The organism is Bacillus sp. z50, assembly GCF_058313585.1.
Window position 1 is genome coordinate 274,269 of record NZ_JBZFQL010000004.1, and the last position, 13,023, is coordinate 287,291.

General features: G+C 34.7%; 14 protein-coding genes and 1 pseudogene. 2 read left to right on the forward strand and 13 right to left on the reverse strand.

The genetic code is table 11. The annotated features are described in order from the left end of the window. Positions 1-16: 16 nt before the first annotated feature. The 10 genes and pseudogenes from AC4G3N_RS14015 to AC4G3N_RS14060 form a co-directional block, all read right to left on the reverse strand. Complete coding sequence (locus AC4G3N_RS14015) at positions 17-460, reverse strand: GNAT family N-acetyltransferase (RefSeq protein ID WP_066102099.1); 444 nt, start codon at positions 458-460, stop codon at positions 17-19. Continuing rightward, positions 426-1,010 (reverse strand): HAD-IIIA family hydrolase, encoded by a 585-nt coding sequence (locus AC4G3N_RS14020; protein ID WP_490559016.1) that lies wholly within the window; start codon positions 1,008-1,010, stop codon positions 426-428. Before AC4G3N_RS14020 ends, AC4G3N_RS14015 begins: the two co-directional genes overlap by 35 nt. Before the next feature lie 104 nt (positions 1,011-1,114). After that, positions 1,115-3,241: a heavy metal translocating P-type ATPase gene (locus AC4G3N_RS14025; protein WP_491090363.1), complete on the reverse strand. Its 2,127-nt coding sequence runs from the start codon at positions 3,239-3,241 to the stop codon at positions 1,115-1,117. Position 3,242: 1 nt separating this feature from the next. Beyond that, a complete protein-coding gene (locus tag AC4G3N_RS14030; protein ID WP_066102105.1) occupies positions 3,243-3,602 on the reverse strand; it encodes an ArsR/SmtB family transcription factor in 360 nt (119 codons plus the stop codon). A gap of 643 nt (positions 3,603-4,245) precedes the next feature. Further along, a complete protein-coding gene (locus AC4G3N_RS14035; RefSeq protein WP_066102108.1) occupies positions 4,246-5,145 on the reverse strand; it encodes an EamA family transporter in 900 nt (299 codons plus the stop codon). Positions 5,146-5,904: 759 nt separating this feature from the next. Then, a complete protein-coding gene (locus AC4G3N_RS14040) occupies positions 5,905-6,171 on the reverse strand; it encodes an Ig-like domain-containing protein (RefSeq protein WP_257468990.1) in 267 nt (88 codons plus the stop codon). Continuing rightward, positions 6,148-7,521 (reverse strand): annotated as a pseudogene (locus AC4G3N_RS14045) (alkaline phosphatase); the annotation flags it as partial. The gene AC4G3N_RS14040 and the pseudogene AC4G3N_RS14045, both read right to left, overlap by 24 nt. Before the next feature lie 272 nt (positions 7,522-7,793). After that, the gene (locus tag AC4G3N_RS14050) at positions 7,794-8,126 is read right to left on the reverse strand and encodes a zinc ribbon domain-containing protein YjdM (RefSeq protein ID WP_066102117.1); all 333 of its coding nucleotides are present in this window, start codon (positions 8,124-8,126) and stop codon (positions 7,794-7,796) included. A 225-nt stretch (positions 8,127-8,351) separates the two neighbouring features. Beyond that, on the reverse strand, positions 8,352-8,948 hold the full coding sequence (locus AC4G3N_RS14055) for a protein kinase domain-containing protein (RefSeq protein WP_066102428.1): 597 nt from the start codon (positions 8,946-8,948) through the stop codon (positions 8,352-8,354). Positions 8,949-9,560: 612 nt separating this feature from the next. Then, a complete protein-coding gene (locus AC4G3N_RS14060) occupies positions 9,561-9,761 on the reverse strand; it encodes a cold-shock protein (RefSeq protein ID WP_066102120.1) in 201 nt (66 codons plus the stop codon). Between the two features lie 468 nt (positions 9,762-10,229). On the opposite strand from AC4G3N_RS14060, the gene AC4G3N_RS14065 reads away from it, so the two are divergent. After that, positions 10,230-10,460, forward strand: coding sequence for a hypothetical protein (locus AC4G3N_RS14065; protein WP_066102123.1), 231 nt, complete (start codon positions 10,230-10,232; stop codon positions 10,458-10,460). Between the two features lie 116 nt (positions 10,461-10,576). On the opposite strand, the gene AC4G3N_RS14070 is transcribed toward AC4G3N_RS14065, so the two are convergent. Further along, positions 10,577-10,759 carry a hypothetical protein gene (locus tag AC4G3N_RS14070; RefSeq protein ID WP_066102125.1) on the reverse strand — a complete coding sequence of 61 codons (183 nt, stop codon included), beginning with the start codon at positions 10,757-10,759 and terminating at the stop codon, positions 10,577-10,579. 360 nt (positions 10,760-11,119) lie between these two features. On the opposite strand from AC4G3N_RS14070, the gene AC4G3N_RS14075 reads away from it, so the two are divergent. Then, positions 11,120-11,341 carry a hypothetical protein gene (locus tag AC4G3N_RS14075; RefSeq protein WP_066102127.1) on the forward strand — a complete coding sequence of 74 codons (222 nt, stop codon included), beginning with the start codon at positions 11,120-11,122 and terminating at the stop codon, positions 11,339-11,341. Between the two features lie 41 nt (positions 11,342-11,382). On the opposite strand, the gene AC4G3N_RS14080 is transcribed toward AC4G3N_RS14075, so the two are convergent. Further along, on the reverse strand, positions 11,383-11,784 hold the full coding sequence (locus AC4G3N_RS14080; protein ID WP_066102130.1) for a cytidine deaminase: 402 nt from the start codon (positions 11,782-11,784) through the stop codon (positions 11,383-11,385). 59 nt (positions 11,785-11,843) lie between these two features. Then, a complete protein-coding gene (locus tag AC4G3N_RS14085) occupies positions 11,844-12,995 on the reverse strand; it encodes an MFS transporter (RefSeq protein ID WP_066102133.1) in 1,152 nt (383 codons plus the stop codon). Positions 12,996-13,023: the final 28 nt, after the last annotated feature.

Consider the following 13,023-nt stretch of genomic DNA (forward strand, 5'->3'; position numbering starts at 1 on the left):
ATCATTCTGTTCATTATTATCTAAAATACCTAATAAATGAGTCATACTCATTATCTAAAGTAAAACCATTATTTTTATACAGTCTTCGCGCTTGTTCATTGTCAGGTGCTGTTTGAAGGGATAATGATTTTGCCCCCGTTTCCGTGCATAAGTTAATAGCTGCATCCATTAACAGCTGTCCAATTCCCTCTCGTCTTGCTTCTTGTATAACATACAAATCATTAAGTATCCAAGTTCGTTTCATGGCAATAGAGGAGAACGACGGGTAAAGCTGTATAAATCCCACATACCTTTTATGATTCACAGCCACAAAAATAATTGAATCCCTCTTTTCTAAGCGCTCACTAATAAAAGTCATTGCACCATCAAAATCACTTGGTTGATGATAAAATTCTCGATACGAATTAAATAATTGGCTAACCCCTTCACGATTCTTTAGAGTGGCCTGATAAATTTCCAACTATTTTATCCTCCTCTTGATTAATTAGTGATTGGAAAATCCATTGCACAGCATCCTTTAAATCTTCAGCAATATACTCTATTGTCATTCTCTTAATTTTTTTCTGATGTTTCAATAATGTTGCATGTCCTGATCCCGTTTTTACAAGTATTTTTAAACAATTTGCCTGTTTAGCTGCTGCCATATCACTCCATCTATCCCCAATCACAATGCAATTTTCTAAGTTTAATAGATGTTTAGAAGCAGCCTTCAATAACATTCCTATCCCTGGCTTTCTGCACTTACATCCATCTTCCGGAGAATGAGGACATATTAAAACATTATCGAAACCAAAGCCTTTTAACTCATCGATAAAATCTTGCTCGGTTGCCATTCCTCTAGAAACCCCTGGCTGATTTGTAAATGAGAAAACTTTTATATTATTTCTTTTTAACTGCTCGATACAAGAATGCGTAAAGGGAAAACACTCAAATTTACCCGGATAATGAATCGTATCATCTCCACCTATTGTTCCGTCTCGATCAATAAAAACTGCTTCAATTTTATTTATCTGATTCATAATATATAATCCCCTTCTTCTTACAATTTCTCTATATCAATTACAAAATCCTTTTATATAAAAAAACAGGAAGCAAATTGCTTCCTGCATCATCTCTATTCTTTCACCCTCAACAATCTTAAACTATTTAATGTTACGATTAACGTCGCACCCATATCAGCAAAGATAGCAATCCATAATGTTAACCAGCCTGGAATGACTAACAATAGGGCGATCGCTTTAATTGCCAATGAGAAGGTGATGTTTTGTTTGATGATGGTCAGCGCCTTACGACTTAACTTAATTGTATATGGCAATTTACTTAAATCATCAGACATTAAAGCTATATCAGCTGTTTCCAAGGCTGTGTCTGTTCCAGCACCGCCCATAGCAACTCCAATATTAGCTGCAGCCAGAGCAGGAGCATCATTAATTCCATCTCCAATCATAGCTACACGCAAATTACTTTTACGGAGATTTTTAATATAGTTTAATTTATCCTCTGGTAGTAAGTCAGCCTTTATATCTGAAACACCAACTTCATGACCAATTGCTGCTGCTGTTCCTTCATTATCTCCTGTGAGCATAATCGTTTTTTGTATTCCAATTTGATGAAGCTTCTTAATAACCTCTTTAGAGGATTCCCTCACTTCATCAGCCACTGCAATGATAGCTAATATTTCTTTTTCCGTACCAAGAATCATCATCGTTTTACCTTGGGTTTGAAGTGACTGAATCTGATTCCTTTGCTCTGTTTTAATCTGATCCATTAACAAATCTTCAAATAAGTGCAAGCTTCCTACATAATACGTTTCTTTATTAACGCTAGCCTTTATTCCCTTACCTGTAATGGATTGAAATTCATCCACGATTATATCTTTATAACTCAGACCCATTTCTTCAGCTTTTTTTGTTACCGCTGAGGCCAATGGATGCTGTGAACCATTTTCTATTGCAGCAGCAATCATGAATAACTCATTTTTATTTTCAGCAAAGGCGATATAATCTGTTACAGTAGGGATACCTTTTGTAAGGGTACCTGTTTTATCGAAGGCTATTGCATTTAAATGTCCAGCTTCTTCAAGATGAATACCACCTTTAATCAAAACACCATTTTTAGCAGCATTCCCTATGGCTGTTACAATAGCAACCGGTGTAGATACAACCAAAGCACATGGACAGCCTACCACTAAAGCAGCCAACCCTTGATAAATCCAAGCACTCCACTCCGCACCGAAAAATAATGGAGGTACAATGGCAATTAAGAACGCAATCACGATGATTGCAGGGGTGTAATACTTAGCAAATTTATCTACAAAAGCTTGTGAAGGAGCTTTTTCCGCTTGAGCCTCTTCTACTAAATGAATGATTTTAGATAATGTTGTATCTTCTACTCGTTTTGTAACCTCTACTTCGAGCAATCCCTCTTCATTTAATGTACCCGCATACACATCATCATCGATGGCTTTAAAAACCGGAACACTTTCACCCGTAATGGCTGCCTGATTTAAAGTTGACGTTCCTTTTATCACTTTACCGTCCATTGCTATTTTTTGTCCCGGCTTTACAATCATGACGTCACCGATCACAATATTTTCGACATCCACCATAATTTCATGATGCCCACGCCTAATCAAGGCTTCTTTCGGAGCAATATCCATTAAAGATTCAATCGATTGTCGCGCTTTATCCATTGAATAACGCTCCAATGCTTCACTAATGGCAAAAAGGACAACTACAGTAGCTCCTTCACTCCACTCCCCAATCAACGCTGCACCAATAATGGCAATGGTCATCAAGGTATTCATGTCAAAGGTTAATTTCCCTAAATTTTTCAGGCCGTTTATAAAAAGGGTATAACCACCTATTAAAATCGCTGCTCCATATCCAATTGTAGGAATTATCTGATCTTCACCATATATCTGGCCTAAAAACCAGCTAATCACTATTAATATAGCTGAGATATAAACTTTGTAGGTTTCTTTCTGTTTCCAAAACGGAGTCTTTTCGATTTTTTTCTCTTTTTCATCTCGTATTTTTAAATGCTCAAAAGCACCCGCTTTTTCTATATCTTCAATTGTAGCTGAGCCTTGCACATAAATCTTGGATGCTCCGAAATTCACCTTAGCTTCTTTGACTCCATCTAGATTTTTTACATTGTTCTCAAATATATTGGCACAATTAGCACAACTCAACCCTTCAATACGGTATGTTTTTTGATCTGTTTTTACATGTTCATTCATTTCATTTCACCTCTTTCTTGTGCGTTAAGGCAATCATGATGATTTGTTTAATATGTTCATCATCCAATGAATATAGAGCTAATTTGCCCTCTTTTCGATATTTAACAATGTCTTGTTTATAAAGAGTCCTTAGATGGTGAGAAGCAGTCGCAACTGATGAACCAATAATATTCGCTATATCACAAACACATAGCTCTTCATCCTGGCATAAAGCATACGTTATTTTCGCTCTATTCTCATCAGCTAGCGCTTTGAATAATTGAGCAACGCTGGACAAATTTTCTCTTTGTATATCTGTCCTTATGCGATCAACCTTAGTTTGATCAAACCCGTATACATCACATGTATCCTTTTTACTCATTATTTCACCCTCTTCATTCAAACCTTCGTTTGATTATATTATATATCCCTTCTACTTATCATTCAAATATATGTTTGAATATTGAAAAAGGTTTGGGTTATTTTATTATTTAAGCAAAAGTCTATTTCCTTTACTTTCTCGCAGGTATAATCTTATACGGTTATTTTCTAACCTTCCTACTTTCCCAATAATTTTGATTTGATGGTAAAATGAAATACAGAAATTCCCTGTAATCCAACAAAGAATAGAGATGGGGTTGATGGATTGTTGGCAAGGTGTACACACTGTAATTTCAAGTGGAAAGTTAAAGACATTTGGTCACTCGGCTTTACTAAGGAAGGAAAGGATTGTCCAAGCTGCAAAAACAAGCAATATGTATCTTTTAAAGATAGAGGTTTTATATTGGGGTTGGGTTATTTAAGCGGAACAATTGCTATACTAATTATTATTTTTTTCCCTTTTTTTATTAAATTAAGCAATCAGGATGAAACCATATTTTAATTGACGACACCGAGGAAGTTCTCCTGCTTTAAAGTCCCGGAAGTTTTCGTGCTAAGCAATATCTACAAAAAAAAAGACTGTCGACATTGTCGGCAGCCTCTAAATTGAACTAAGTAAATCTTTATTGTACAAAAAATTAATATTACAATTCAATCGGTTCATTTTGAATTTCACGGTTCCACCGCATCCTCATATTCGGATAAGCAATTCCGCATAAAATAATAATTACGCCTATCCATTGTGCTCCAGTTACTACTTCATTAAGCACAAGAGCAGACATTAATACAGCCATAGGCAATTCTGAAGCACTTAAGATAGTCCCGAGCCCACTTCCTATCTTAGGCATACCTATATTAAAGAATATAGGAGGAATTAAGGAAGCACATAAACCTGCAACTATACTATATATAAATAAGCCATCCATCAATGTACCATTTAGAAGGAATACTGGCGGGAATACGATTAAAATGAGTAACGCTGCCCCCGTTGTCATAAATGCACTCTTATAAATAGGATGAATTTCGATATTGCTGCGTCCACTTACTACAATGAAAGAGGCAAATGATGTCGCAGATAGGAGTCCCCAAACTATACCCACTAATGAAACTTCGCCATTACTTGCCAAGATACCTGATGCAAGAATGGATCCTAATAAAATGATCACAGTGGCAATAATATTTTTCTTACCAGGAGCCTTTTTATCGAAAATATATTGTAATACAAAACTAATCCATGTAAATTGCAAAAGCAAAATGATGGCAAACGATGCATCTACATAGGTCAGCGATTTATTATAAAAGATTCCCGTCAGTCCCATTGGGAAGCCGCTGATTAATAAAATTATTATTTGCTTACCTGACAACTTAACCTTAGGTACAAATAATGCTACAATCCACAGCATAACAGCACCCAACAAATACTGACTACCTGTAATTTCACCCTGAGTGAACCCTTCCCCATAGGCAAGTTTCACAAAAGTAGAAACCACCCCATACGAACAACCGCCTAAAAAAACAAGTAAAGCATATCTCCAAATCCCCATAAAAACCTCCTAAAATAAAAAGCTGAAACGGCTCGCTCAGAAACGAGGAGCATAAGAAAGAGACTCGAAGGGGAGGTTCATCCCCCGTAGAGGCTATGCTTATGTCCTGAGTTTCTAGCCGTTGAAGCTAGATTGCATATAAAGCTAAAACTCAAGGAACGAAGACTAAGAACGCCACGTCCTGTGGCAACGTCTTCATGACCTACATCCTGTAGGCCCGCGAGGAGTATAAGACAAAGGCACAGAGGGAGTTTCATCCCCGTAGTGGCTTTGCTATGTCCCGAGCTCCTAGGCCCTGAAGCTGGATTGCATAAAAAAGCTGAAACTCAAGGAACAAAGACTAAATACGCCACGTCCTGTGGCAACGTCTTCGTGACCTACATCCTGTAGCCCTCCGACAAGCATAAGAGGAGGTGCGTAAGGAGAGCGTTTTTCTCTCTCCTGCAGCAGCTACACTTATGTCTCGAGGACCTAGGAGCTGAAGCTGGCCAAAATAAAAAACACCCACCCCTTATAAAGGGATGGGTGGCGAAAACAAAACATTCAAAAATCCACCTGCCACACACTTGCTCTGCAGCTTTTAGCATTCCATTTAGATTATAATGACTATTTCTTTGAATGTAAAATATAAACTCTAATCTTCTTTTGAGAATTCTCCTTTTAATAATTTTTCTTTTAACCAACTAATTAAACGCTAATATAAAAACATTCCTAAAAACAAGAAAGACATTGCACAAAATCGCAATGTCTTTTTTGTAATTATTTTACGAGTAATTTAACAACCTTGCTGCTTTTATCTTTATTCTTCGCTAATACTGTTAATTCTTTACCAGCCTTTTGATTCTTGATATTAATTATAAATTCTCCATTTTCATTAGCTTTTCCAGAACCAATTGTCTCTTTTCCTACTTTAACAGAAATGGTAGCTCCAGGTGCAGTCATTCCTTTTATTTTGGTAGACTTACTGGATACATCTTCGATTGTCAGCGGTAGGTATGGACTGTTTTCTTCTAGAATATCAAAAATAAATTTTGCTTGGTCTGTGTTATCTATTAAACCACTAAATCTATCTTTTTTAGGTCCATATGCAAAGACTGCCACATCGTCCCCAGTGTGTCCGCTTGTTGTCCAACCTGAATTTGAACGTGCATTATAAATGTTCTCAATCGCATTATCAATTTTTGTAACGTCTTTTACACCGTCAATCGGTTCAGCAGCTATCACTACCGTATCTAGCTCTTCACTCGTTAGTTCTAAGCCACTATGCTTATTTAGTGTTTCTTCAACAGATTTACCGGCTGCTATTTCTGCTGCCATGAAGTCTGGGGTTCTTTTTGCGCTTTGGACCGGTTCAGGAAACCAATTATATTCTCCGTTTGCTCCCATAGTATATCCACCAGTTGAATGGTCTGAAGTAAGGACAACCAAAGTTTCCTTATCTTTTTTAGCAAATTCTATTACAGCTTTAAATGCTTGTTCAAAATCCTCCATTTCGCTCATTGTACCTACAATATCGTTATCATGCGCAGCCCAGTCAATTTGCGACCCTTCTACCAATAAGAAAAATCCATCTTTATTTTTATTTAATTTATTTATTGCAACATTTGTCATTTCTTTTAATGATGGGATTTCTTTAGTACGATCGATCATTTTTGGAAGGCCACCATCCGCAAACAACCCTAGAATCTGTTTATTTTTATCCGAACTCATTTCGTTTTTATTTGTAACGTAACTATATCCTTTATTTTGGAATTCTTCTGTTAGATCACGATCAGTGCGTACAAAATTCTTTAGTCCGCCACCTAACATAACATCCACTTTATGTTTTCCATTAATCATTTCATCAAAATAATCATCGGCAATCTGATTCATATTATGCCTGGAAATATCATGGGCTCCAAAAGATGCTGGTGTTGCATGTGTTAATTCGGATGTAGCTACAAGTCCGGTTGATTTCCCAAGCGCTTTAGCTTCTTCCAGGACCGTTTTAACTTCATTTTGATGAACATCTACAGCGATTGCTGCATTGTATGTTTTAACACCTGAAGACATAGCTGTTGCTGCTGAAGCAGAGTCAGTAATGTTTTGTTCCTCATCATCAGCATACGTAGTTTGCATGCCTACCAAATATGAATCAAATGTTGTGTTTTCGATTATTTTTGTGTTTGGATTATCTTTCATATATCTGTGAGCAGCTAAAAATGGGACTCCCATTCCATCCCCCACCATAAAAATGATATTTTTAACTTCTGTTTTTTTCTTTCCTGCCGCTTCGGCATGTTCTTTTTTTTCAAGAGATAGAAAACCGGTACTTAAACCAATAAGCAAACATAGCGCTATAAATACAGATAAAACCTTTTTGTTAACCGCTTTCAATTCATCCACTCCCTAAAATAGTTTAACTATCATAAAGTATACATGTTAATTATTGGAATAAAGTTACAGAATATATAAGATTATGTTAAAATTTGTTATCTGTATATTTTTATTTACATTTTTTGCTACTAAATTCATAAGTATCTTTATAAATATTACATTTACATGACATAACGTGTTAAAAGACCTACTATTTTCTCACTTTTCAACATTAATCACAGCAAAAAGGCGTTCAACAAATATTTTGTTGAACGCCTTTTTAAAAAGATTATTTAGATTTTCTTAACAAATTCTGATTTTAATTTCATTGGTCCGAAGCCATCGATTTTACAATCAATGTCATGATCAGCATCCACGAGACGAATATTCTTCACCTTAGTACCTTGTTTCAAAACCGAGGAGCTTCCTTTTACTTTTAAATCTTTGATAACAGTAACAGTGTCACCATCATTTAAAATATTCCCGTTAGCATCTTTATACACTTTCACATCTTCACTTTCAGATTCTAACGTCCACTCATGCCCGCATTCCGGACAAACTAAAAGCGGACCATCTTCATATGTGTATTCAGAATTACATTTAGGGCAATTTGGCAATGTTGTCATATTATTAACCTCCGAGCAATTAATACTATCTATACACTAATAGTATTCGCATTTTACATATTTTCATGTTTATCCATAAAGTAGATTATAACCATGACAACGAGCCTTTTAAAAGTAGTGTTTTATTGGTAAATAGCCACAATATATTTAGGTTGAGTTAAAATAAGGTTTCTATTTAACATTTTTGCTTCATGACTCTCCCTTTCAACTGTACGCACAAAATATCTACTCGGTAGAATCAAATAAAACCCGTATTGGCTTTGGGAGAAATCTTCTTTTATAAATGAATGACGTCAAATTGAGGATGAAGGTTGGAACTTTTTTAGGGAAATATTTTTTTGAGTACATCTGAAAATACGCTCTCTTCAAATCTTTCCACTGGTTATCTTTTTCCTGTTGCATGAAACGAGCAACATCAATCACTTTTACTCCTCCATCAGAAGTAATGATAATATTTTTAAGATGTATATCAGCGGGATTTAATCCAACTTCCTCCGCCATTTTTAAAGCTTTGCTTATCTCTTTAACTTTCTCTTCAGGTACAAAAATACCTTTTTGTAGACATTGAAACAATGTATAGCCCTCAATAAAATCAATGATAATATAATTATTACCATCATCATATAACGACGGATAATAATCTATATGCTGCAATTTATGGTAAATGGTCGCTTCCTCAAGGGCTATTCTCTTTTTATGAGGAAAATATATTTTTAAAGCCAAATCCTTATCTTTAATTTTAAATACAAAAGCACTCCTGCCTGTACCTATTAGTATTAGATTCTGGCTATATTTAATTAATCTTGGTTTAGATCCATTCATTTCAATCTCTACACTATCTGCTAAAGCTTTATAGGATATAGTAAACACCTCATTTTAAAATAAAAACCCCATATCATATAAGTCCAAAACTATCTAGGCTTATTTGAAATGGGGACTTCCTTTATTAATATTAAGAATTAGTATCATTATACTATATACCTTTGAAGTAATTAAAATTTCTGCTTTATATTATTTATTGGGTAAAAAAAACTATTCATTTAGAGATGTCCAAATTAACAATATCCATTTTTTCTTCAGCACTGGTAAACAGTTGATAAGATAGGTGAAAAGATTTGAAAATCTGTATATTAGAATATTCCAGATTACTTTTTGATAATGTCATTTTGTTTTAACAACAAGAAGTTTTAAAGCCTTACAGCATATCCAATTATTCGTATATTTCTATTAAAGAGATATACGAACTCCTAAAATACCTAAAGGGGATTAGTATATCCTATCCTACACTAAGTTCCATTTGTACATTTTACTTGTTGAGCATATGGCTGAATAAAGGCCCTATTCCATATGGAATAGAGCCTTTCAGAATGCCTATTTCGTTATTAAATCAAAGAAAGACTCTCAAGGGAGAGTCTTTCTTAATAGCTTTGGCTATTATGCTTTTTGAACATTAGTAGCTTGGGGTCCACGTTGACCTTGTTCTACTTCAAATGTTACACTTTGACCTTCGTCTAAAGATTTGAAACCTTCGCCTTGGATTGCTGAGAAATGTACAAATACATCTTCTCCGCCTTCGCGTTCGATAAATCCAAAACCTTTTTCTGCATTAAACCATTTAACTTTACCTTGTTCCATGTTTGTTGCCTCCCAGTGTGTATATCACACAATGTATTAATATCCTTGCTCAAATTACCTTAGACGAAAAACAAAATCTTTTCTCAATCTGCTTAGAACAAAAATAATTCTTCTTAAGAATAACATGCTTTATAAAAATTAGCAAATTTTAGAATCTAAATGATAGAAACTACTTAAAATTATTTCAAGACAAATATAAAAAATCCTGCTTTAATACTCCTCATACTAGAGAATGGGTAATTATCTTTATTTATTCACAGTTTCATCTGCTCCTGTTCTAGATTATATCCATAAATCAAGGCTGATATATTCCCCATTTTCTTTATTATCCTTTCTGTATTTTCAGAAAATAACAAATTGATTGGAAGTTAACAAGAAGACCATAAGTATCTAACAGGTATGTTAGATATACAGAATCAAAAAAATATTATGCTAGTATAAAATCAAGAAAACTATGAGGTGACTATTATGAAGGAAACTATCGTAAATACAAGCTTAAAAAGCATGATTAATATAGAAATCTTAAAGGCTGCAAAGGCGGTTGACTCGGCTACAGATTCCTCTGAATACTATTATAAAATCAAGGAATATAAAAGAGCGAGAAAATTAAAAGAACTAATATCCGAATTAAATAAAGGTAATGATTATGTCTTACAAAGATTAAATGAACTATCCAACAGAAAATCAGCTTCTATATAAAAGTCAGCAGACAGGCTGACTTTTATCTTTTTTTTATAAATTGGTATCCTATAAAGACCAGTAAAAAGGACCTTTCCACTGTAGATCTAAATCTCGTAAAATTAACAACCAAAGATTTAGTTCTTTACTTGAGTAAAATTCTTTAGATATTCGCTTTCATTTACAGATATCACTTTTTTTAAATCCGTCGTTCTTAATACAAACTCCTTAACACCAATAAATTCAGATTCTGCAATCAAATAAAACTCTGTTTCTTTTTTAAATCCCTTAAACGGTCTGTTTAATCTAAATAACTTCATTAAATAACTCCTGGCGATCAATTAAAATTCGATAAATAATTCCTGTCCATCTTCTGTTTCATAAAATTATTGCAACAATTTATTATACTTTACTAAGAGCTGCTGTAAACTTCGAATTCATGCTTCTTAAGTCAAATACAAAGTACCATATTTAAAAAAAATGTTGGTTACAAAGGTATTGGTGAACAATGGACTAATTTCCCCCTTGATTCTAATACATTCTTCCTCTATTTTGCATTTAGGACACCCTGAATATTTTTCCGTATTTATAGTCTACTAGAACGGGTTAATTAATTATAACAATATAATAATATCTACAAAGGTGAATATGTAAAATATAGAGGTGAAATTGTTCAAATAATGGAAAGTGATGGAATGACTGCAATTCGTCTTTCTATTACTCCAACCTCTTACGGCTGGTCTGTATCTGATATTATTTATGTAGCTTACCTCGGTTATACAGATTTTGTTGATGAAGACGTTGTCACTATTTATGGTGAAGTAAACGGTTCCTTTACTTATACATCTCAAGCAGGATGGGATATTACACTCCCACTAGTAATTGCAGATTCCATTGAATAAATAAGAGAGAGCCAGGTGGCTCTCTCTTGTCATTGCATTCATTACATATCTAATTCTGTAAAAGCATATGGCACTAATTCTTTTAAAGTCAATTCTTTACATTCTTTCTTTGCATTCGTTAAATAAACTGGCATGTCAGGAGAACAAAATTCAACTAAAACCTGTCTGCAAATACTGCAAGGCGGTAAATAATCCTCTGTGGCCCCTGAAATAGCTATCGCCTGAAAATCACCTTTTTGATAACCTTTTGTAATTGCCGTAAAAATGGCTGTTCTTTCTGCACAGTTTGTTGCACCAAAAGATACGTTTTCAACATTTACACCATTGATAATACTTCCATCTTTAAGTAAAAGGGCAGCCCCAACAGGAAATTGAGAATACGGCATATAAGCATTTGATTTTACAGCACGGGCACTTTCCAATAATGTTTCTTTATTTACCATCTAGATCATCTCCAATTACAATAAATTGAAAAGACACTCATTTATACGATTGTACCAAATTAATAACGATATTTTCTTCTTGTCACTAAAATGATTATAATTGCTGGCAATGTAAAAATAGCCATTCCGGCAAAAGAGAGTCCTGGAGAAATATCATATAAAAATCCTCCTGCCAGTGTCAATATCGCTGTGCTAAAACTCATAGCAAAAGCCGAGTATACACCTTGTGCATTGGAGTTTTGCTCTTTTGGCAGCGAGTTTGTTATATAAAGGATAAATGCATAATGTGCCAAAGCAAAGGATAGTGCATGCAAACTCTGCGATAACATGAAAACCCAAACATTCGGGAATACAGCTACCAATAACCAGCGCAGAGTTGATCCAGCAGCAGCTACCAATAGTAAAGAAGATGGCTGCCATTTTCTAAACAGATGATCAGCCTTCGCAAAACAGATGATCTCAAAAATAACAGCAATATTAATGATCATACCGATATAGTATGTGTTTACACCTAAATCCTGTAAATAAATATAGCCATAATTATAATAAGATGCGTGAGCACCCTGAAGTAAAAATACGATTAGCAAAACAATTGAGAAGCTTTTAATCTTCCATAAGCTGCTCATTTTCATTGTATTTTTACTTTCATTTTTGATCGGTTTTTCAGTTAGTATATCCGGGCTAGGTAAAATATACTTGATAAGCATTAAAACAAGCATGAACATCATTGCCCATAAAATCCCACTATCCCCAAAATACCCAGTAACCATACTAATTACTAGCACAGAGACAATGAATCCAAGAGAGCCATATGAGCGAGCTTTTCCATATGCCCCATCCCCCTGTCTCATTAAAATACTAGCAGTACCTTCCACTGCGGGAAGTAAAGTTGGATAAAAGGCACTAAAAATAAGAGTGACAACAAATAGGGAAGTAAATGATGTCGATGGTATATATAGGATTGTCACTGCTAATGAGCAGATAATTAAAAGGAAAGCGACTTTATGAGCACTCCAGTATCTGGAGGCGATTGGATAAACAAAGAGCGCTGATAGCCCTCGTACCACCAATCCAAATCCCATAATTAAGCTTGCTTCTGATACTGTCAATCCTTTTCCTTGTACAAGATAACCTGTCCAATAAGGTAAAAATATACCCCATGTCATAAAAAATAAAAAAAAGTTCTGTGAAAACCAACGCGGATTGTTCATTCTTTCTCCCTCCATACTTATTGCATCA

Excerpts from the sequence above, each read along its gene's own strand:
- AC4G3N_RS14025 (WP_491090363.1), bottom strand. The coding sequence starts at position 3,241 with ATGAATGAACATGTAAAAACAGATCAAAAAACATACCGTATTGAAGGG.
- AC4G3N_RS14030 (WP_066102105.1), bottom strand. The coding sequence starts at position 3,602 with ATGAGTAAAAAGGATACATGTGATGTATACGGGTTTGATCAAACTAAG.
- AC4G3N_RS14035 (WP_066102108.1), bottom strand. The coding sequence starts at position 5,145 with ATGGGGATTTGGAGATATGCTTTACTTGTTTTTTTAGGCGGTTGTTCG.
- AC4G3N_RS14050 (WP_066102117.1), bottom strand. The coding sequence starts at position 8,126 with ATGACAACATTGCCAAATTGCCCTAAATGTAATTCTGAATACACATAT.
- AC4G3N_RS14055 (WP_066102428.1), bottom strand. The coding sequence starts at position 8,948 with ATGAATGGATCTAAACCAAGATTAATTAAATATAGCCAGAATCTAATA.
- AC4G3N_RS14060 (WP_066102120.1), bottom strand. The coding sequence starts at position 9,761 with ATGGAACAAGGTAAAGTTAAATGGTTTAATGCAGAAAAAGGTTTTGGA.
- AC4G3N_RS14065 (WP_066102123.1), top strand. The coding sequence starts at position 10,230 with ATGAAGGAAACTATCGTAAATACAAGCTTAAAAAGCATGATTAATATA.
- AC4G3N_RS14070 (WP_066102125.1), bottom strand. The coding sequence starts at position 10,759 with ATGAAGTTATTTAGATTAAACAGACCGTTTAAGGGATTTAAAAAAGAA.
- AC4G3N_RS14075 (WP_066102127.1), top strand. The coding sequence starts at position 11,120 with ATGGAAAGTGATGGAATGACTGCAATTCGTCTTTCTATTACTCCAACC.
- AC4G3N_RS14080 (WP_066102130.1), bottom strand. The coding sequence starts at position 11,784 with ATGGTAAATAAAGAAACATTATTGGAAAGTGCCCGTGCTGTAAAATCA.
- AC4G3N_RS14085 (WP_066102133.1), bottom strand. The coding sequence starts at position 12,995 with ATGAACAATCCGCGTTGGTTTTCACAGAACTTTTTTTTATTTTTTATG.